The sequence below is a fragment of the Actinophytocola sp. genome, from assembly GCF_035634895.1.
Taxonomy (GTDB): Bacteria; Actinomycetota; Actinomycetes; order Mycobacteriales; family Pseudonocardiaceae; genus Actinophytocola.
The window spans coordinates 48,886-68,350 of the sequence record NZ_DASQCC010000035.1 but is presented as its reverse complement, the minus strand read 5'-3'; the positions used below and the strand labels follow the sequence as shown (position 1 = coordinate 68,350).

At 70.5% G+C, this 19,465-nt stretch carries 21 protein-coding genes, 1 tRNA gene and 1 pseudogene; 13 read left to right on the top strand and 10 right to left on the bottom strand.

Going from position 1 to position 19,465, the window contains the following annotated elements; genetic code table 11:
* Window positions 1-12 precede the first annotated feature (12 nt).
* Window positions 13-1,572: a thiamine pyrophosphate-dependent enzyme gene (locus tag VET29_RS05835; RefSeq protein ID WP_324915610.1), complete on the top strand. Its 1,560-nt coding sequence runs from the start codon at window positions 13-15 to the stop codon at window positions 1,570-1,572.
* Here VET29_RS05835 and VET29_RS05830 read toward each other — a convergent pair.
* Window positions 1,565-2,170, bottom strand: a complete 606-nt coding sequence (locus tag VET29_RS05830; protein ID WP_324915608.1) for a disulfide bond formation protein DsbA — start codon at window positions 2,168-2,170, stop codon at window positions 1,565-1,567. The two genes, VET29_RS05835 and VET29_RS05830, sit on opposite strands and share 8 nt — an antisense overlap.
* 137 nt (window positions 2,171-2,307) lie before the next feature.
* Here VET29_RS05830 and VET29_RS05825 point away from each other — a divergent pair, with 137 nt between their 5' ends.
* Window positions 2,308-2,985, top strand: a complete 678-nt coding sequence (locus tag VET29_RS05825; protein ID WP_324915606.1) for a response regulator transcription factor — start codon at window positions 2,308-2,310, stop codon at window positions 2,983-2,985.
* 7 nt (window positions 2,986-2,992) lie between these two features.
* A complete protein-coding gene (locus VET29_RS05820; protein WP_324915744.1) occupies window positions 2,993-4,045 on the top strand; it encodes a HAMP domain-containing sensor histidine kinase in 1,053 nt (350 codons plus the stop codon).
* A 90-nt stretch (window positions 4,046-4,135) separates the two neighbouring features.
* On the opposite strand, the gene VET29_RS05815 is transcribed toward VET29_RS05820, so the two are convergent.
* Window positions 4,136-5,266 carry an FAD-dependent monooxygenase gene (locus VET29_RS05815; protein ID WP_324915604.1) on the bottom strand — a complete coding sequence of 377 codons (1,131 nt, stop codon included), beginning with the start codon at window positions 5,264-5,266 and terminating at the stop codon, window positions 4,136-4,138.
* Window positions 5,267-5,372: 106 nt separating this feature from the next.
* Between VET29_RS05815 and VET29_RS05810 the strand changes: the two genes are divergently transcribed.
* Genes VET29_RS05810 through VET29_RS05800 form a run of 3 tightly spaced genes read left to right on the top strand, consistent with a single transcriptional unit; the run spans window position 5,373 to window position 6,965 of the window.
* Window positions 5,373-6,284, top strand: a complete 912-nt coding sequence (locus VET29_RS05810; protein WP_324915602.1) for a TetR/AcrR family transcriptional regulator C-terminal domain-containing protein — start codon at window positions 5,373-5,375, stop codon at window positions 6,282-6,284.
* A gap of 19 nt (window positions 6,285-6,303) precedes the next feature.
* Window positions 6,304-6,798 (top strand): molybdenum cofactor synthesis domain-containing protein, encoded by a 495-nt coding sequence (locus VET29_RS05805; RefSeq protein ID WP_324915600.1) that lies wholly within the window; start codon window positions 6,304-6,306, stop codon window positions 6,796-6,798.
* Window positions 6,798-6,965 carry a hypothetical protein gene (locus VET29_RS05800; protein WP_324915598.1) on the top strand — a complete coding sequence of 56 codons (168 nt, stop codon included), beginning with the start codon at window positions 6,798-6,800 and terminating at the stop codon, window positions 6,963-6,965. The genes VET29_RS05805 and VET29_RS05800 overlap by 1 nt, the downstream gene beginning before the upstream one ends.
* Window positions 6,966-7,481: 516 nt before the next feature.
* Here the strand turns inward: VET29_RS05800 and mscL are convergent.
* The 4 genes and pseudogenes from mscL to VET29_RS05780 form a co-directional block, all read right to left on the bottom strand.
* A pseudogene (gene mscL, locus VET29_RS05795) lies at window positions 7,482-7,904 on the bottom strand (large-conductance mechanosensitive channel protein MscL); the annotation flags it as partial.
* Between the two features lie 97 nt (window positions 7,905-8,001).
* On the bottom strand, window positions 8,002-8,616 hold the full coding sequence (cpaB, locus tag VET29_RS05790) for a Flp pilus assembly protein CpaB (RefSeq protein ID WP_324915594.1): 615 nt from the start codon (window positions 8,614-8,616) through the stop codon (window positions 8,002-8,004).
* A gap of 85 nt (window positions 8,617-8,701) precedes the next feature.
* Window positions 8,702-9,061 carry an FmdB family zinc ribbon protein gene (locus VET29_RS05785; protein WP_324915592.1) on the bottom strand — a complete coding sequence of 120 codons (360 nt, stop codon included), beginning with the start codon at window positions 9,059-9,061 and terminating at the stop codon, window positions 8,702-8,704.
* Window positions 9,062-9,161: 100 nt separating this feature from the next.
* Complete coding sequence (locus VET29_RS05780) at window positions 9,162-9,770, bottom strand: 5-formyltetrahydrofolate cyclo-ligase (protein WP_324915590.1); 609 nt, start codon at window positions 9,768-9,770, stop codon at window positions 9,162-9,164.
* Between the two features lie 24 nt (window positions 9,771-9,794).
* Here VET29_RS05780 and VET29_RS05775 point away from each other — a divergent pair, with 24 nt between their 5' ends.
* The 5 genes from VET29_RS05775 (at window position 9,795) to VET29_RS05755 (ending at window position 13,718) form a co-directional block, all read left to right on the top strand.
* Entirely contained in the window at window positions 9,795-10,721 is a 927-nt protein-coding gene (locus VET29_RS05775) for a UTP--glucose-1-phosphate uridylyltransferase (RefSeq protein ID WP_324915588.1), read from the top strand.
* Window positions 10,722-10,756: 35 nt separating this feature from the next.
* Entirely contained in the window at window positions 10,757-11,980 is a 1,224-nt protein-coding gene (gene glp / locus VET29_RS05770) for a gephyrin-like molybdotransferase Glp (RefSeq protein ID WP_324915586.1), read from the top strand.
* Window positions 11,981-12,002: 22 nt separating this feature from the next.
* Window positions 12,003-12,638 (top strand): GNAT family protein, encoded by a 636-nt coding sequence (locus VET29_RS05765; protein ID WP_324915741.1) that lies wholly within the window; start codon window positions 12,003-12,005, stop codon window positions 12,636-12,638.
* A gap of 117 nt (window positions 12,639-12,755) precedes the next feature.
* On the top strand, window positions 12,756-13,613 hold the full coding sequence (gene glpR / locus VET29_RS05760; RefSeq protein WP_324915584.1) for a gephyrin-like molybdotransferase receptor GlpR: 858 nt from the start codon (window positions 12,756-12,758) through the stop codon (window positions 13,611-13,613).
* A gap of 32 nt (window positions 13,614-13,645) precedes the next feature.
* Window positions 13,646-13,718 (top strand) — tRNA-Ala (locus tag VET29_RS05755).
* A 346-nt stretch (window positions 13,719-14,064) separates the two neighbouring features.
* Here the strand turns inward: VET29_RS05755 and VET29_RS05750 are convergent.
* From VET29_RS05750 to VET29_RS05735, 4 genes are read right to left on the bottom strand one after another with little or no spacing between them, the layout of a single operon-like run.
* Entirely contained in the window at window positions 14,065-15,291 is a 1,227-nt protein-coding gene (locus VET29_RS05750) for a cytochrome P450 (RefSeq protein ID WP_324915582.1), read from the bottom strand.
* Entirely contained in the window at window positions 15,288-16,547 is a 1,260-nt protein-coding gene (locus VET29_RS05745) for an NAD(P)/FAD-dependent oxidoreductase (protein WP_324915580.1), read from the bottom strand. Before VET29_RS05745 ends, VET29_RS05750 begins: the two co-directional genes overlap by 4 nt.
* Complete coding sequence (locus VET29_RS05740; protein ID WP_324915578.1) at window positions 16,544-16,741, bottom strand: ferredoxin; 198 nt, start codon at window positions 16,739-16,741, stop codon at window positions 16,544-16,546. Before VET29_RS05740 ends, VET29_RS05745 begins: the two co-directional genes overlap by 4 nt.
* Before the next feature lie 14 nt (window positions 16,742-16,755).
* Window positions 16,756-17,418, bottom strand: a complete 663-nt coding sequence (locus VET29_RS05735; protein ID WP_324915576.1) for a VC0807 family protein — start codon at window positions 17,416-17,418, stop codon at window positions 16,756-16,758.
* 219 nt (window positions 17,419-17,637) lie between these two features.
* Here VET29_RS05735 and VET29_RS05730 point away from each other — a divergent pair, with 219 nt between their 5' ends.
* Complete coding sequence (locus VET29_RS05730) at window positions 17,638-18,786, top strand: sensor histidine kinase (protein ID WP_324915573.1); 1,149 nt, start codon at window positions 17,638-17,640, stop codon at window positions 18,784-18,786.
* On the top strand, window positions 18,783-19,424 hold the full coding sequence (locus VET29_RS05725) for a response regulator transcription factor (RefSeq protein WP_324915571.1): 642 nt from the start codon (window positions 18,783-18,785) through the stop codon (window positions 19,422-19,424). Before VET29_RS05730 ends, VET29_RS05725 begins: the two co-directional genes overlap by 4 nt.
* Window positions 19,425-19,465 lie beyond the last annotated feature (41 nt).

Below are 19,465 nucleotides of genomic sequence, written 5' to 3'. Positions count from 1 at the left end.
AGACTTCCGTCAATGCGCCTAGCCGGTCACGCCCTCGTCGAACAACTGCTGGCGTACGGGGTCGACCTCGCGTTCTGCGTGCCGGGGGAGAGCTACCTTCCGGTACTCGACGGGCTCTACGCCCACCGGGACCGCGTGCGGCTGGTCACCGCGCGGCAGGAGACCGGGGCCGCGATGATGGCCGCCGCCTACGGAAAGCTCACCGGGCGGCCGGGAGTCTGTCTCGTCACCCGCGGGCCCGGCGCGACCAACGCCAGCGGTGGGGTGCACGTCGCCCGGCAGGACGCGTGTCCGATGGTCCTGCTCGTCGGGCAGGTGCCGACCACCAACCGGGACCGGGTGGCCTTCCAGGAGGTCGACATCCGGGCGATGTTCGCGCCGCTCGCCAAGGCCGTGATCCGGGTCGACGTGGCCGACCGGGTGCCGGAGCTCGTCGCGCGGGCCATGGTGACGGCCGTGTCCGGCGAGCCGGGACCCGTTGTGCTGGAACTACCCGAGGACGTGCTGTCCACCCCGACCGGCGCCGCGGTCGTGCCGCCGGTGCCCGCGGTCGTGCCGGCGCCGGCGGCCGAGGATGTGCGGGAGTTCGTGCGGACGCTACGGGACGCCGAGCGGCCGCTGCTCGTCGTCGGCGGCACGGGGTGGACCGTGGACGCGACCCGTGCCGTCCGGGACTTCGCCGAGGCGGCGGGGATTCCGCTCGCCACCGCGGTGCGCCACCAGGATCTCGTCGACCACCGGTCGCCCGTGTTCGTCGGCACGCTCGGGCTCAACACCACGCCCGGACTGGCGAAGGCGGTCGACGACGCCGACGTGCTCGCGTTCGTCGGCACCCGGCCGGATGCCCTGACGGTGGACGACTTCCAGCTTCTGGCGGTCCCCACGCCCCGGCAGAGGATCCTCCACGTACACCCCGATCCCGAGGTGCCGCAACGGGTTCACCGGGCCGACCTGGCGATTGTGGCGGGCCCGGCGCGGTTCGCCGCCGCGCTGCCGGTCGCCCAGGGACCGCCGTCCGCATGGCTCGAACGGTTGAGGGACAACTACTCGCGTGGACCCGCGCCCTCGGCGGCCGCCGACTTCATGCGGGTGCTGGACGAGCGGGTGCCCGACCCGATCATCAGCACCGGCGCCGGCGCGTACACCGCCTGGCCGCAGAAGCACCACCGGTTCACGAGCTACCCCTCGCAGCTCGGCACCCAGTCCGGGTCCATGGGTTTCGGCCTGCCCGCGGCCATTGCCGCGCAGTTCGTGCACCCGGACCGCCAGGCCGTCGCGTTCGCGGGGGACGGGTGCTTCCTCATGACCGGGCAGGAGCTGTCCACCGCCGTCCGCTACGGGCTCACCCCGCTGGTCGTCGTCGTCAACAACTCGTCCTACGGCACGATCCGCGACCACCAGACGCGGCGGTTCCCGGGGCGGGAGTACGGCACCGACCTGGTCAACCCGGACTTCGCCGCGTACGCCCGCGCCTTCGGTGCCCTCGGCGAGCGTGTACACACCCCCGACGAGTTCGCCGCCGCGCTCGACCGGACGCTCGGGCACGCCGCGCTGATCGAGATCGTCAGCTGACCTCCGGTCGCGTGCGGGCGCGCTTCAGCTCGAAGAACCCCGGCGTGCCCGACACGAGCAGAACGCCGTCCCACAGCCGCCCGGCGGCCTCGCCGCGCGGGGTGGGGGACACGACCGGGCCGAAGAACGCGTTGATCGAACCGTCCGGCATGGTCACGTGGATGGCCGGCGTGCCGAGGTCCTCGCCGACCGGGGCGAGCGCCTCCCGGTTGCCGGTGAGCATGATCTCGTCGTACACGGTGGACTCGGCGGCGTCCGCGAGCTCGGCCGGCAGGCCGGCCTCCGCCAGCGCGGCCAGGTACACGGGCCGCCCGAGCGGCTGCTTCTCCAGGTGGATGCGGTTGCCGAGGGCCGTGTAGATGCCACGGGGGTCGCCGAACTCCTGCTCGACGGCGGTCGCCACGCGGGCCGGGCCCCATGCGGTGTCCAGCCATTCGCGGTACCAGGCCGCCACCTCGCGGTCCTCGTTGAGCACGGCGAGGCTCAGCACGTGGAACCGGACCCGCACCTCCCGCACCCGTTCCACCTCGAGCAACCATCGCGAGGCGATCCACGCCCACGGGCACTTCGGGTCGAACCACATGTCCACGTTCGTCATGGGGCCCACCCTAGGAAGCGGATTGGTCTCTCCCAAGAGCCAATAACGACATAGTCGATTGGGCCAATCACGGTGTGTCGGCCCGCCTCGTTAGGCTCGTGGTGACCGGCCTTCCCGGTCACCACGGGAGGTGGCGAATGGCGACGACGGTGCTGGTCGTGGACGACGACCTGACCGTGCGCGACGTCGTGCGCAGGTACCTGGAGCTGGCCGGGCACCAGGTCGCACTGGCCGACAACGGGGAGGACGCGCTGAGCTGGGTCGAGGCGAACCGGCCGGACCTCGTCGTGCTCGACCTGATGCTGCCGGGCATCGACGGGCTGGAGGTGTGCCGGCGGCTGCGGACGACCAGCTCCGTGCCGGTGGTGATGCTGACCGCGATGGGCGAGGAGGAGAACCGGATCGCGGGCCTGCAGCTCGGCGCGGACGACTACGTGACCAAGCCGTTCAGCCCTCGGGAGCTCGCGCTGCGGGTGTCGTCGGTGCTCCGGCGAACCGCGCCCGCGCCGCCCGCGGGCGAGGTGGTCGACGGTGACCTGCGGCTGGACGTGACCGCACGCCGCGCCACCCGCGCGGGTCTCGATCTCGCGCTGACCACCCGGGAGTTCGACCTGCTGGCGTTCTTCCTGACGCACTCCGGCGAGGCGTTCACGCGGGAGCAGCTGCTGGAGAAGGTGTGGGGTTGGGACTTCGGCGACCAGTCGACGGTGACCGTCCACGTGCGACGGTTGCGTGAGAAGATCGAGACCGCGCCGGCGAAACCGACCCGCATCGCCACGGTGTGGGGAGTGGGGTACCGCTATGACCGCCGGTGAGCCCGGGATCATCGACCCGAGCGAGTCCTTCGGGGACATGATCGAGCACGCCCTGCACATCCTGCCGGTGGCGCTCGCGCTGGTGCTGCCGGTGGTCGCGGTCGGTACCGCGCTGCTGTACTGGGTCCGCCGCGGCTCCCTGTCGACGACGATGACCGTCCTCGTCCTGGTCCCGATCGTGGCCATGCTGACCGGCGTGCTGGGCGTCAGCGGCTTCATGTTCAACGCGACGCTGACGACGATGTCGCTGGTGTGCCTGCTGGTCATGGTGGTGACGCTGCCGGTGGCGCTGTTGCTGGGACACGCGATCGCGCGGCGGAGCGTGTGGGAGCGGGAGGCACGCGAGCGCGAACGCGCGGCGGAGGCGTCACGGCGCGAGCTGGTGGCGTGGATCAGCCACGACCTGCGCACACCCCTGGCCGGCATCCGCGCGATGGCCGAGGCGTTGGCAGACGGTGTCGTGTCGTCGCCGGGCGAGGTGGCCGGCTACGCGACCCGCATCGGCGGCGAGACCCGGCGACTGTCCGGGATGGTCGACGACCTGTTCGAGCTGTCGCGGATCACGGCCGGGGCGCTGCAGCTGACGATGTCGCAGGTGGCACTGCGCGAGGTGGTGAGCGACGTGCTGGCGGCGCAGGTGCCGGTGGCACAACGGAAGCGGGTGCTCGTCCGGGCCGAGGCGCCGACGGCGCCGATCGTGCTGGGCTCCGATCCGGAGCTGGCCAGGGTGGTCGGGAACCTGGTGTCGAACGCCATCCGCCACACACCCCCGAACGGCACGGTGGCCGTACAGCTCGCGATCGACGGCCACGACGCGATCCTGGCGGTCGACGACGCGTGCGGCGGGATTCCCGATGCCGAGCTGGGTCGGGTGTTCGAGGTGGCGTTCCGGGGGAGCGCGGCCCGGACCCCGTCACCGGCTGGTGAGGAGCAGGCGGGCGGAGGCTTGGGCCTCGCGATCGCGAAGGGCTTGGTGGAGGCGCACAAGGGACGGATCAACGCGCACAACCATGGCCCGGGCTGCCGCTTCGAGGTCCGCATCCCACTCGCGGCGGTCTGACTGCTGCTGGCGGTCTCCGGTGGTTTCCGGTCGTTTCCGGTTGTCCCCGGTGGCCGGCGGCGGTTCGGGGCGCCGCCGGCTTTCGGGTGGTCAGTGGACCTTTGTCGCGTAGTTCTTCAGGTTCAGGTTGTCCATGGTGTCGTCGCCCGTGCCGGCGGCCGCGATGGCGTCGAACAGTTCCTGCGACGGTGGGAGGTTGAACGAGTCCCTTGCCATGCGTCCCATCTCGTGGGTGCTGGCCACGTAGTCGCGCAACGCTTCCTCGTACTCCGCGAACGCCTTCTCCAGTGTGTCCTGTGTGGACAGTTCGCCGGCCAGAACGTATGCGCCCAGTAGGGCCTGCGAGGTGCCGCGGCCGGACATGGGGGACGCGCAGTAACCGGCGTCGCCCACCAGTGCCACCCGGCCGGTTGACCAGGCTGGCATCGTGATCTGGCTCAGCTCGTCGAAGTAGAAGTCCGTCGCCTCGGGCATTCTTGCCAGCAGGTTGCCGGCCTCCCAGCCGACGTGCTGGTATGCCGTACGGATTGCCTTCTCCTGTGCTTCGCGCGTTCTCGGCACGTCCTTCGCCGGGAACATGAACAGGACGCGGGCCGCCCTGTTCTCCTTGCTGGCGAACACGTTCAGCGAGCGGTCGCCGGACACGTGCGACGCGCCCGCGTGGTCCAGGTCCAGGTAGTTCGCGGTGCTGAAGGACGCGAACGCGTACCCCATGTGGTTGGTGAACCGCTCCTTGGGGCCGAACGCCAGCGCCCGGACCCGTGAATGCAGGCCGTCGGCGCCGATCACGACGTCGAACTGTCGCGGTGCGCCCCGGTCGAACTCGACCCGCACGCCGTCCGCCTCCTGCGTGAGCGTGTCGATCGAGTCGCCGAAGACGTACTCGGTGTCGTTCTTCGTCAGGTCGTACAGGATGCGGGTCAGGTCGGTCTTCAGGACCTCCAGCTCGCCGGCGAAGATCGCGCCGGGCATGATCGCGATCTGGTTGCCGTCCGCGTCGACGACCTTCGCGTCACCCGAGTGAGTGGCGTGGGCGCGTAGCTCGCCGAGGATGCCCATCTCGTCGAGCACGCGCATCGCCGTGCCCCGGAAGTCGACGGCCAGGCCGCCGGGGCGCACCTGCTCCGCGCGCTCGACGATCGTGGCCTGGATGCCGTGGCGATGCAGCCAGTACGCCAGGGCCGGCCCCGCGACGCTCGCCCCCGAGATCAGCACGTTCATGGTTCTCTGCTCCGTCTTGCCGGTGTATGTACACTGTATCTGCCCTAGTGCACGTGCCTCCTGCTCGTGATGTAGGGACAGGTGCACTAGTACGGAAGGAGATGTCATGGCCGAGTCGGCGGAGATCCTGGCCAGCATTCGGCGGGTCATCGCGTCCGGTGAGCTCAAGCCCGGCGACCGGGTGCCGTCCACGCGCCAGATCACCAGGAGGTGGGGCGTGGCCATGGCGACCGCCACCCGAGTGCTCACGATCCTCCAACAGGAGGGACTGGTCGTCGCACGGCCCGGGATCGGCACCGTGGTGGCGAGCGCGCCACCGCCGGTCACGGTGACGCCGCGCACGCGGAACCCACCGACGGAGGTAACCCGGGAGGACGTGGTGCGCGCGGCCATCGCGATCGCCGACGCGGAGGGCTCCGGCGCGCTGTCGATGCGGCGGGTGGCGACCGAACTGGGGGTCGCGACCATGTCGCTGTACCGGCACGTACCCAGCAAGGACGAGCTGATCGAGCGCATGGTCGACACCGCGTTCGCGGACCACCGGCTCACCGAGCCCCCACCGGACGACTGGCTCGACGCACTCCGGGCCGGGGCGCGCCGGCTGTGGGCGATCTTCCGGCGGCACACGTGGGTGCCCGTGGTCATGTCGCTCACCCGGCCGCAGGTCACGCCGAACGTGCTGGCCTACAGCGAGTGGGTGCTGAGCGCCATGGCCGGCGCCGGGTTCGCCCCACAGTGGATCTTCCAGGTCCACCTGACGGTGTTCAGTTATGTGCGTGGGCTGGCCGTCAGCCTGGAGCCCGAGGTGGTCGCCGAGCAGGAGACCGGGCTGACCTACGAGGAGTTCATCGACACGCGGGACACGACGTTCGCCGCGATCCTCTCCTCCGGCGCGTTCCCGACGTTCCAGACGGTGATGGCCGGCGCGGACTTCGACCTCGACCTCGACGAGCAGTTCGAGTTCGGGTTGCGGCACCTGCTCGCCGGGCTGGCCGGGGTGCCGCCGGCTGATCGGTAGACACAGCTACGGTGAGCGCATGGAACGGAGCGCGCAGCGGCTGGGCAGGGCACTCATCGTGATCGTGGACGACCGCGTGGCACACGGGGAGCACGAGGACAACGTTGGCCCGCTGGTCACCGAGCTGTTGGAGGAGAACGGGTTCATCGTCGACGGGACGGTCGCGGTGGCCGGGGAGATCGTGGACATCCGCAACGCGCTGAACACCGCGGTGATCGGCGGTGCCGACGTGGTGGTGACGGTGGGCGGCACCGGTGTGTCCCCACGCGACGTGACCCCGGACGCGACGCAGGGCGTGCTCGACCGGCCGATCCCCGGGATCGCGGAGGCCATCAGGTCGTCCGGCCTGGCCGCGGGCGCGGTGGACGCCGGCATCTCGCGCGGGCTGGTCGGGATCTCGGGCAGCACGCTGGTGGTCAACCTGGCCGGCTCCCGCTCGGCCGTACGCGACGGGATGGCGACGCTGTCGGCCCTGGTCCCACACGTGATCGACCAGCTGTCCGCACTGGACTGATGACGGACCCGGACGCGGACCGGCAGCCGAGCCGGGATCGCACCCTGGAAGAGATCTTCGGCGACGTCCTGCCGTCGACGACCTCCGACGAGCGCGATCCCGAACCCCCGGACAGCCGCGACGACTGGTACGAGCAGGAACGCCCACCCCACCACGACCGCGACTAGCCGCGCCGACGTCGCGGTGGCTGCGCCTGGCGTCGCGGTCGCCGCGGTGGCGTCGAGGGGCGCCCGGCCCGGCTTGTGCCGCGCCGGGCCGGGGTGGTTCTACGACAGGCCTCGTGAGTGCGATCGTGCTGGGCTTGGTTGAGGGGTAGGCCGGCGGGGCCGGATCGTGCTGAGGTTGGCCGCTGTGGGTGGCGAACTGCAGATCGGGTGTCTGCGTGGACGTGAGCGGATCGGCGCGGGGGTTGAGAGTCTGGGGCCAGACGAGCACGGGTGTGGCCGCAGCAGAGCCCCCTTGGAGGGCTCCAGACGAGTCTCAAGGCGCCGCTGGGTCGCTGGGGCCGCCTGCGGCGGGCATCCCGGCATCGTGTGGGCTCAGTAGGGGCGGTTCGGGGGCTGCTGGGGTGGCGGGGGCTGTTGCGGGCGCGGTGGCTGGCGTAGCTGTTGGGTCTGCTGGTAGCCCTGCTGCTGTGGTGCCTGCTGCTGAGGCGCCACTTGCTGCCCAGCCTGCTGCTGCGGAGCCTGCGGGTGCGCCGCCTGCTGGTGCGGAGCCCCGGCCTGCTGGCGGAGGAGGTCCCGGATCTCGGTCAGCAGTTCGACGTCCGTGGGTTCGGTTGGGCCGGCTTCCTCGCCGCGCTTGCGGCGTTCCTGGATCTTCTTCATGGGGAGGACGATCAGGAAGTACACCACCGCGGCGACGATCAGGAAGTTGATGGCGGCGGAGATGACGGCAGCGAAGTCGACCCTGGCGTCGGCGTTGCCGCTCACGATCTGCCAGGACAGGCCGGTCACCTTGGCGCCGCCGATGGCCGCTATCAGTGGCTTGATGAAGCTGTCGGCTATGGCGGTCACGATCGCGGTGAACGCGGTGCCGATGATCACGGCCACGGCTAAGTCCACGACGTTGCCGCGCATCAGGAAGTCCTTGAAGCCCTTTAACACCAGCAGCTCCTTTCGCGTCGGTATGCGGAGGCAGCGTAATGAGCTACCTGGGCGGACCGTGCACTGGCTTGGGTGCGATGGCCCAGGGAGAGCACACTTAGCGAAGAGTCACCGCCACTCGTTGGTCCAGTGCCGCTGCCGCGACGAGCGTCGCGTCCTCGCGGGGCAGGGCGATCACCACCAGGCTCGAGTCCTCGTCCGCGCTGCGGACCGTCAGCACGGTCGCGTTCGTCGCCAGCACAAGCGGGTCCGCGCTGCTCTGTGCCACCGTCACCACGTCCACCCGCGTGCCCGGCCTCAGCAGGCCCGCCACCGCCGGGTCTGCCAGCCGGAACGGGACGGCCGACGCGGTCGGGTCACCCGTGGACAGGCGGGCGTTCTCCGGGCCTACCAGGCGGGCACGCGTCAGCGGCTCGCCGGCCGTCGTCGCGCTGGCAAGTACCCGGCCGGTGACCTGCGTGGGGGTGGTCAGGGCCGCGGGTGGGCGTAAGGACGGCGGTAGCCGGGACACCTCGACGTCGCCGGCGCGCAGGGTCGTGCCCGGTGGCAGGTCGTGGGCGGCGACCAGCATCGGGACCGTCGAGTCGGCCTCGCGGCGTGCGGGGCGCAGGGCGAGCACGGCCGCCAGCAGCACCAGTACCAGTGCCACCAGCCGGCGTACCGCCAGCCAGCGAGGCCAGCGGGCCAACCGTGAGTTCAGTCGGGAGAGCATGGCGACGACGGTACGGCGGGAGGACGATGCGACCGCCCTTGTTACCGGGCGGTTGTGGATAACTCAGCGGGTTGTGGACAACCCGTCAGGAGGCCTTCTTCTCCGAAGACGAAGAGGACGACGAAGACGAAGAAGCCGTCGACGAGGACTTCGTCGAGGACGACGACTTCTCCGTTGACGTCGACGTCGACTTGTCCGAGGACGAAGACTTGTCCGAGGACGACGGCGAGGTGGCCGGCGTGGACGCCGCCGCCGCGGACTTGCTCTCCGAACGGCTGTCCGTGCGGTAGAAGCCGCTGCCCTTGAACACGACGCCCACCGAGCCGTACAGCTTGCGCAGCTTGCCGCCGCACTCAGGGCACTCGGTCAGCGACGCGTCGCTGAAGGACTGCACCACGTCGAAGCGGTGGTCGCACGCCGTACACGCGTACTGATAAGTGGGCACCGGTGGCTCCCTCTCCCCAATCGCTGGCACTCGTGACGATGGAGTGCTAACCGCAATAATGCGCCAGAGCGGGTCCGGAGCGCAAATGGCGGATCGCGTCTCACACGAACCGCAGTAGCCCCCGGTTCGGTGTGAGGACCGCCGTCATCCGGATGTCGTGCGGCTCGGACGGCAGCTGCTCGAAAATCTCCTGGTCACGGACGACGGCCACCAGATGCGTTCCGGTCGACGTGTCCGCCAGCGACCGATCATAGTGACCAGCGCCACGTCCGAGTCGAACGCCGTTCTTGTCCACCGCGAGCGCCGGCACGAGCACGAGGTCGGCGATCCGCAACGCGAAGGACCCCAACAGCTCCCCGATCGGCTCCCGCAACCCGTGCGGGCCGGGCCGCAGTGCCTCCTTGCCCGCATACCACCCCCAGTCGAGCGGCCCGTCGCCGGTGACGACCGGCAGCAGCACGCGCGCGCCGAAGTCGTTCAGGTCCTCGAGCATCTGCGCCGACCCCGGCTCCGACCCGATCGGCACGTACGCGCACACGGTCTGCCCGGGCCGCACGATTCTGCCGCTGGTCAGATGGGTCGACAGGGACATCGCCTCGGCGAACCGCACCGCCGCGGGCACCCGACGGCGTTCGGCGAGCAGCTCCTTGCGCCACCGCCACTTGGTGTGTGCGGCTTGCTGGTTCGGATCACTCCCCGGCCTGGCCACGTCATGAGGTTAGAGTCGCTGTCCATGGCGCAATCCACCGCAGTCACTTCCGGCCACGACTCTGCCCGGCGAGCCGGCATCCGAACCGCCATCGTGCCGGCCGCCGGACTGGGTACGAGATTCCTCCCGGCGACCAAGTCGGTGCCGAAAGAGCTGCTCCCGGTGGTCGACACACCAGGCATCGAGCACGTCGCGACCGAGGCCGCCGAGGCCGGTCTCGACCGGCTCGTCATCGTCACCTCACCGGGCAAGGACGCCGTCGCACAGTACTTCCGCGCTCAACCCGAACTCGAGGCGGAGTTGAGGAGCCGCGGCAAGGACAAGCTCGTCGAGAAGATCCGCCGCGCCCCGAACCTGCTCGCGAAGGTCGAGACCGCCATCCAGGAGAAGGCGCTCGGCCTCGGGCACGCCATCGGCTGCGCCGAACCCAACCTGGACGACGACGAGCAGGCGGTGGCCGTCCTGCTGCCCGACGACCTCGTCCTCCCGCGCGGCGTGCTCCGCCGCATGATCGACACCCGCGCCCGCTACGGCGGCACCGTCCTGTGCGCCTTCGACATCCCCCTGGACGAGATCTCGCCGTACGGGGTGTTCGACGTCGAGGACACCGACGACGCGGACGTCAAGAAGGTGAACGGCATGGTGGAGAAGCCGTCACCCGAAGAGGCGCCGTCGACCTACGCCGCGGCCGGCCGTTACCTGCTCGACCGGGCGATCTTCGACGCGATCAGGCGCACCGAGCCGGGGCGTGGGGGCGAGATCCAGGTGACCGACGCGATCGCGCTGCTGATCTCCGAGGGACACCCCGTACACGTGGTGGTTCACCGCGGCGGACGTCACGACCTGGGCAATCCTGGGGGCTTCCTGCGCGCCGCCGTGGACTTTGCGCTCGAAGACCCCGAATATGGGCCAGAACTGCGTACGTGGTTGCGCGGGAGAATCGGGGAATAGCGACCCGTTGAGCACAGTACGGTGAGGTCACCGCGATGAGGTCAGTCGACGAGCAGCTCGGCCGGGCGCTTGCCGCTGCAGTTCGGCCTGCGCCGGTCCGGGTGGCCATCTCCGAGGCGCAGGGGCTGCTGTGCGCCGAGGAGGTCGTCGCGGAACGCGCGCTGCCCGGCTTCGACCAGGCCGCCGTCGACGGCTACGCGGTACGCAGCGTGGACGTCCAGGCGGCCGGCACCGAGCCCGTCCTCCTGCCGGTGGTCGGGGAGATCCCGGCCGGTTCCAGGCAGCCGAGACGGCTCCAGCCCGGGCAGGCGGTGCGGGTGGACACCGGCGCGCCGCTGCCGACGCTCGCGGACGCGGTGGTGCCGCTCGGCTACACCGACGGCCACCACGCACGGGTGACCGTCAACCAGCCGGTGCCGTCGGCCGCGTTCGTGCGGCGCACCGGTGAGGACGTCCAGACCGGTGACGTCGCGGTGCGCCGCGGCTCGGCCATCGGCTCGGCGCAGGTCGGCCTGCTCGCCGCCGTCGGCCGGTCCAAGGTGCTCGTGTACCCGCGGCCGCGGGTCTCGATCATCTCGCTCGGCGACGAACTGGTGGACAACGACCGGACTCCCGGGCAGGGCCAGGTCTACGACGTCAACTCGTACTCGCTCGCGGCGGCCGCCCGTGACGCGGGCGCCGAGGTCACCCGCGTCGGGATCGTGGCGAGTGACTCACGGCGGCTGCGGGAGACCATCGAGGGCCGGCTGCTGCTGAGCGAGATCGTGGTCATCGCGGGCGGCGTCGGCGGCGAGGCAGCGAAGGAGATCCGGGCCGCGCTGTCCGAGCTCGGCGACATCGACATGACCCGGGTCGCCATGCATCCAGGGTCCGTGCAGGGTTTCGGCCGGCTGGGGCCCGACGCCGTGCCGACCTTCTTCCTGCCGAGCAACCCGATGAGCGCGCTGGTCGTGTTCGAGGTGATGGTGCGGCCGCTGATCCGTGCCGCGCAAGGAAAGCGGAACCCCCACCGGCGCCAGATCACCGCCCGGCTACTGTCGCCCGTCGTGTCGGTCAAGGGACGTAGAGGTTTCCTGCGCGCGCAGCTGCTGCGCGACGAGAGCAACGGCGAGTACCTGGCCCAGCCGCTCGGCCAGTCCGGCTCGCACCTGCTCGCCTCGCTCGCCGAGGCGAACTGCCTGATCCTGGTGGACGACGAGACCACCGAAGTCGTCCTCGGGGAAGAGGTCCAGGTCAGCTTCCTGGCCCAGCGTGGCTGAGTTGAGCCACAGCCAGGGCCCGATGGGGCGTCATCCGGGGTGGCCGGCCCGGCTGGGACCACTGCAGGTCGCCGCCGGGCTGCTCGAGGTACGCAAGCCCAGGCTGTCCGACGCGAGCGCGTGGAGCCGGGTCCGCCGCCGCGACCGGCGGCACCTGGAGACCTGGGAGCCCACCACGCCGGGAGACTGGGAGACCAACAACGCCGCACTCGCGTGGCCCGGGCAGTGGTCGACACTGCGGGCACTCGCGCGGCGTGGAATGTCGTTACCGTTCGTGATCACCGTCGACGGGCAGCTTGCCGGTCAGGTGACCGTCGGCAACGTGGTTCGTGGCTCGCTGTGCTCGGCGTGGATCGGGTACTGGGTCGGCACGCATGCGGTCGGTGGCGGCGTCGCGACGGCCGCGGCGGCACTGGTCGTCGACCACTGCTTCTTCTACGCCGGTCTGCACCGGCTCGAGGCGACCGTGCGGCCGGAGAACACGCCGAGCATCCGGGTGCTGACGAAGCTCGGTTTCCGTGAGGAAGGCCTGTTTCGCCGGTACCTCGACGTGGCGGGGATGTGGCGCGACCATCTTTGTTTCGCACTGACCACAGAGGACATTCCGAGTGGACTCGTGGGCCGGCTCGTGGCCGAGGGACGCGCCTCGCACGTGTGATCGCGCCCGTTCTCGTTCACTTCTGTGTTCGGCGCGCCTCCGACACACCTGTGACTGTTGTGACTAACGTGGCGACCGAGTCGTCTTGGTGTGTTCGTGGTGCGCAGGGGAGGTGTCATGCCGAGCTCACTCGTTGTGGTCGCGCTCGTGGTGGCATGGCTCGTCGTCCTCGTGCCCATGATCGTGCGCAAGCGCCAGGAAGTGGCGAAGACCGGCGACTCCGAGCTGGCGGCGCGCGTGGTGCGGAGTGGAACCAGTGAGGCCGAACTCGACACGGAGGAGGCCGCCGTGGCGCAGGACGATGAGATCCGGGAGGATTCAGCACAGGATTTGGTGGCGGAGGTCACGGACGCCTCGGAGGCTGTGGCGGATGACGACGCGGACCACGACGACATGAGCTACTACGACGACGGTTACCCACGCCGGTACCGCCCTGGCCGGGGCGGGTTCGACCCCGAGGCCGCCGCCGTCATCGCCCGCGCCAAGTACGCGTTCCGGCAGCGGGTCGTCCTCGCCATGATCGTCGGCGCGATCATCACCGGGGTCTGCGCCGGCGTGGTGTTCGCTCAGCTGTGGTGGGCACACGGCTTCATCGACCTCGTGCTCGTGTCGTACCTCGGTTACCTGCGCCGCCAGGTCCGGATCGAGGACGAGATCCGCGAGCGGCGGCTGTTCAGGATGCAGCGGGTCCGGCGGGCACAGGCCGCGCAGGCGGCCGCCCAGGCCGAGGCCTACGCGCGCGCCGCCCAGTACGTCGAGGAGCCGGCCCACGAGCCCCGGACGGTCGAGGAGTACGTCGAGGAGATCTACCAGCACGACGAGCCCGCGCGCCGTGAGCGTGTCGTCGACGCCCCGCCCGTGCCGCCCGTCTACCGGGGCAGCGCCGTGGTCGTGGACGTCGACGACGAGGACCCGGCCTTCGAGAACCTCGAGGACCCGGGCAACCTGCCCTACCGGCGTGCGGTCGGTGAGTAGGGGTCTGATAGGCTTCGCCCGCACGTAGACCAGGGGCTGTAGCGCAGTTGGTAGCGCGTCTCGTTCGCATCGAGAAGGTCCGGGGTTCGATTCCCCGCAGCTCCACAGATGGCAGGCTCGTGCTCGCGGAGAGCGCGGGCCTTTTCTGTTTCGCCGTGTTTTCTGGGGGTGCAACCCCCAGACCCCGCCCGGCGGGCTTCGCCCCCGGACCCCCGTCTGTGGTCACCTTTGTTCGAGTAAGCGCCCGTAAGGTCCACACTCGGCATGTTCGGTGCATGCGCAGCTTTCCCGGTGTCTTTGTTCGTTGTGGGGGGCGAACCCCCCACAACTTCACGGTGCGGTCGGTTGCCGACCCGGCCGTGGTCGGGTTGTGTGGTGGCCTGCGATTCTGCGACAAGGGCCGAACTTTTGGGTTGATGCGGCCGTCAGGTCGAAGTCTGTGTGGGTCCGGTCATCCAGCTACTTGTGGCAGTCGCCACGTGTCGGGTTTCGTCACGTCGTCGAAGGCTATTCGGAGTTCTGCCGGGCCGCGTAGGAGCATGTTCGGTCGGTATGGCGGTGGGTCGGCGATCAGGCGCGGGTTGGCCAGCCTCGCGGCGAGTGCGCCGAGGGCGGCCTGGCCTTCCATACGCGCCAGTGCGGCCCCGAGGCAGTAGTGCACGCCGCCGCCGAAGGCTAGGTGGGTGTTGTTCGGGCGTTCCGGCCAGAACTGGTCCGGATCCGCGAACCTCCGCGGGTCGCGGTTGCCTGCCGGGAGTAGCAGGACCACCTTGTCGCCGGCCGGTACGATCCGGTCCGCGACCCGTACATCCGCTGTGGTCCGGCGGTTGGTCTGTTGCACCGGCGGGTCGTGGCGTAGCACTTCCTCGACGACGGAGGGGACCAGATCCGGGTCGGCGCGCAGTCGGTCGAGGACCTCGGGGTTGCGCAGCAGTGCGAGGGTGCCGTTCGCGATGAGGTTGACCGTGGTCTCGTGTCCGGCGATGAGTAGCAGGCCGAGGGTGATGGTTAGTTCGACGGTGTTCATCCCGCCCTCGGTGAGCAGTCCGGAGATCAGGTCCGTGCCTGGGCCGGTCTGGCGGCGACTGATCATCGGCAGCAGGTACTTGCGCCACTCCGCTCTGGTCTCCACCAGGTCGGCGACTTCCTGTTCGGTGAGCGTTTCGACCGGGTCGAGTGCGCGGGTCAGCCGGGCCGCGAACGAGTGGAACACCGGTTCTTCCTCCGCCGGGACGCCGAGGAGCTCGCAGATGACGGCGACCGGCAGGGGGTAGGCGAGCGCCTCGACGACGTCCATTTCGCCGGGCCCGACATACCGGTCGAGCAGGCGCGCGACCGTCGTCTCGATGTGTGGGCGCATGCCGAGGATGCGCGGCACGAACTGGTGCATCGTCTGCTCGCGCAGGGTGTCGTGGTGCGGCGGGTCCTGCATGAGGAACGGGCCGCGGACCGGCTTCCCGTCCGACCCGGTCGAGGCCCGCGGATCGACCTCGTCCTGTGCGGACAGGCGGGGATCGCGTAGCAGCACCGAAATCTCGGCGTGGCCGGTGACGATCCAGGTGTGCTCGTCGAGTCGCTGGATCGGTTTCCCGGCCAGTTCGGCGAAGTACGGGTAGGGGTTGTGCCTGTTCGCGTGGTCGAGCAGTCGGCGGTACGGGACGGCGGCGGGGTAGGTCATGACGGTCCTTTGTGGACGACTAGGTCCGGGGAGTCTGTGGCGTTGATGGTGGGTGGGAACGGGGCGCGCTCGGTGACCAGGGCGGCGTAGCCGTCGAGGACGCGCGGCGAGTTGACCGCGACCGCGCCGACGGTGATCCCGTTGCGCCCGTGGGCGGCCACGAACGGGCCGCGGTCGAACGAGCCCTGGGTGAGGGCCACCTCGTCGGCGAGGTGCGGGAGGCCGATGGACTTGATGTTCAGCCCGAACTGGTCGGACCAGAACGCGGGCAACGCCGTCGTCCGTCGCGGGTTCGCGGGTGCGTGGACGAGGTTGTACCCGGCCACTTCCGCCTGCGCCACGGCGTTTCCCCAGTGCTCGAACGTCTGTGGTGCCGCGTCGAAGTGCGGATGCCGCCAGCGGGCCACGTCCCCCGCGATGTACACGTCCGGCACGATCGCGCCGGTGCGGTCCAGGGCGCGGCCCGCCGGGTCACAGTCGGCCCCGCCCGCGTCGGCGGCGAGACCGCTGCCGGCCAGCCATCCGGTGTTGGGGAGCGAACCCAGGGCCACGACGGCGACGTCCACGTCGAGCTCGTCACCATCGGACAGTCGTGCCCGCCGCAGTCTGCTCTCGCCTTCGAGCGCGGTGACGGTCGTGTGGACCCGCAGATCGATCCCGTGTGCTCGCTGCCGCGCGGCGATCACCCCGCCTACGAGGTCACCGAGCGCGCTCGCCATCGGTGCCGCCCCTCGGTGGGCGACGGTGACCGGGAGCCCGAGGTCGTGGCAGCTCGACGCCACCTCGGAACCGGTGAACCCGCCGCCGACGACGAGTACGCGTCGCGGCCCCTCGGCGAGATCGGCGCGCAGCCGGTCGGCGTCGTCACGGTCGCGCAACAGGTGGACACCGCGCAGCGCGGCCTCCTGGGCGACCGGCCACGGCCGTGCCCGCGCGCCGGTCGCGACGACCAGTCCGTCGAAGCCGAGGACGCGGCCGTCGGCCAGGCGCACCTCGCGGGCGGCGAGGTCGAGCCCGGTCGCGGCGACGCCGAGTAGCCGGCGGGCGTTCAGGTTCCGCGTCGTCGGCAGCAGCAGCCGGTCGGTGCCGAGCCAGCCGGACAGCACGGTCTTGGACAGCGGCGGCCGGTCGTAGGGCTCGTGCGGCTCGGCGCCGACCAGCACGAGTTCCCCGGTGAAGCCGTTGGCCCGCAACGACTCCGCCGCGGCCAGCCCGGCGAGCGACGCGCCGGCGACGATGATCCGTCCGGACCTCATGACGTCTGCTCGCCGAGCGTGATCGCCTGCACCGGGCAGGCCAGCGTGGCCCGCCGCACCTGCCGGTCGAGCTTCTCGTCCGGCACGTGGTCGTACTCCAGGGATTCCGCGCCGCGGAACCGGAACACCTCCGGCGCGGCGAACACGCACTGGCCGTAGCTCTGGCAGCGGTTCAGATCGACTAACACTCGCATGGTCTTCCGGGCCTTCATCGAGCGGCGGCGGAGGACTTCTTGGCCGTGACGACCGTCCACAGGAGCAGTCCGGCGTACATGGCGACCATGAGCGCCTGCGAGACGTTGGCCGCGACGCCGATCGGCAGCAGGTAGATGGCCGTGATGCGCAGTCCGGCCTCGGCCAGCAGGGAGAATCCCCAGACCAGGGAGACACGGACCCAGCGGGCACGCATGGCCTCGGTCCCGGCACCGGCCTGGAACTCCTCGTGCCGCCCTGATCCGGCGGAACGGGCGAGGCGCTGAGCCGCGTAGAAGGCGATCGGGCGTTTGACCAGGCAGCTGACGACCAGGACCAGGCCCGCGGCACAGGCCATCGCCGAGTCCTTGGCGAGGACGAACCGGGCGTCGCCGGTGAGGAAGGTCAGCGCGAGCCCCGCACCGAACATCGCGAGCAGGAACAGCGCGACCGGGTCCAGCCGGCGTTGCCGCACCGCCACCCACAGCATCCGCAGTCCGGCGACGACGGTCCCGGTGAGCAGAGCGGCGTACGTACTGGCTCCGAGCAGCTCGGCGGCGAAGTAGGCGAGCACCGGCAGGCCTACGTCGAAGAACAGCATGCCGACCAGCCCGCGTGCGGCCGAACCGGCGATCTTGCGGCTCCCGGTGGTGGCTTGGTCGGGTGCGATCGAAGGCATGAGTACTCCCCGGGCTGTTGGTGGAGGGATCGCGGTTCCCTTGTCGGGAAAGGGATTTCCGCGGGGAAACGCGTCCTGTGCTGACCGCCGCCGACGTTACGGACCCGGCCGCTTCTCGTCGTGGGGCGAGCGCCGTAGGTTCGGGTGGAAAGGGTTCTCCACCCGGGATACGGCGCCTGCCGCAGGACATCGGCTCCGGTCGGCCGTACCTTGACGGATGTGACCAGGTTCGAGGCGACCACGATGAAAGGCCGGTTCCGGGAGGGGATGGTCCTGCCGTTCTTCGTCCTCGTCGCGATCGTCGTCACCGTCGTCCGGTGGCCCGGCGGCGTCGTGTTCCCGGCGGTCACGCTGCCCCTGTTCGTCCTGGTCGCGATCGCCGCGGCCGGGGTCCTGGTGCCATGGCGGTGGTTGACCGGACGTCGCCAGCTCGTCGCGATGACCGCGTACATGCTGCTTGCCGCGCTGCTGCTCCCGCTCGCGCATGAGACGACCGCGGTGGTGTTCCCCTACATCGCCGCCGCCACTGCCGGTGGGCGTCTCGTCTCGCGCAAGGCCGCCACCGGGGTGGCCGCGGCCGGTGCGCTGGTCGCGGCCGGCGCGACCCTGCTCGTCGGGCACCTGGCGCCCGCCGCCCCGCAGTGGCAGTGGTGGGTGACGTTGACCGTGGGCCTGCCGGTCTACAGCGGCATCGCCAACCGGAACCGGCTCGACGCCCTGCGCAACGCGCAACGCGCCGCCGGAGAGGCCCTGCGGGCGAGGGAGTCCGAAGCACGCGAGGCGGCCCTGCTGGAGCGCGGCCGCATCGCCCGCGAGATCCACGACGTCCTCGGCCACTCGCTGTCCGGGATCGCGCTGCAACTGGACATGGCCGACGCTCTGCGTGCCAACGGGTCCGACGAGGAGGCGACCGCCGCCATCCGCCGCGCTCGCGCCATGGCGGTCGACAGCATCAGCGAAACCCGCCGGGCAGTGCATGCCCTGCGCGAGAACACGCTGCCACTGCCGGAGACGCTGAGCCGGCTCGCCGAGCACAACGCGGTGGACTTCGCGATCGACGGCGAAGCCGCGCCGGTCAGCGCCGAGGCGGCCCACACGGTGGTCCGCGTGGCGCAGGAAGCCCTGACCAACACGGCCAAGTACGCTCCGGGCGCGACACGCACCCTGCGCCTGGCCTTCGCCGACGACCGCGTCACCCTGACCGTGCACAACGGGCCCGCCACCGGGAAACGCGACGGTGAGCTGGCCGGCGGCACCGGCGTCGGCCTGGTCGGCATGCGTGAACGCGCCGCCCTGCTCGGCGGCACCCTGCAGGCCGAGCCCGCCCGGGACGGCGGCTGGACCGTGGAACTGGAGCTGCCCCGATGATCACCCTGGTGGTCGCCGACGATCAGGCGACCGTCCGCGAGGCACTCGCGGTGATGCTCGACCTCGCCCCGGACGTGAGTGTCGTGGCCACCGCGACCAACGGCGCGGAAGCCGTCGAGGCCGCGGCGCGGCACCAGCCGGACGTGCTGCTGATGGACCTCAACATGCCGGTCATGGGCGGCGTCGAGGCGACCGGCCGGATCCACGCATTGGGGCCGGCCACAACGGTTCTCGTCCTGACGACCTTCGACGACGACTCGTCGATCCTGGCCGCGCTGCAGGCGGGGGCGAGCGGGTATCTGACCAAGGAGGCGGATCGCGAGACGATCCTGCAGGCTGTGCGTGCCGCCGCTCAGGGGCAGACCGTGCTTTCTCCCGAGGTGCAGCGAAGGCTGCTCGCTCTCGCTTCGCGGACGGTGCCGCAGCCGGATTCGGCGGCCTTCGGGCTGACCGGTCGTGAGCGGGAGGTCCTGGGGCTGATCGGGGATGGGCTGCGGAATCCGGAGATTGCCTCTCGGTTGGTGATCAGTGAGGCAACCGTGAAGACGCATATCAACAATCTGTTTGCCAAGGCCGGGTTTCACTCTCGTGCCGATGCCGTTCGGTACGCGCTTCGGCGCCGGTCCGGTTCGGGGTGACCTTGACGGGCTAGGAGTTGCCGGGCGCGGCAAGGACTGCT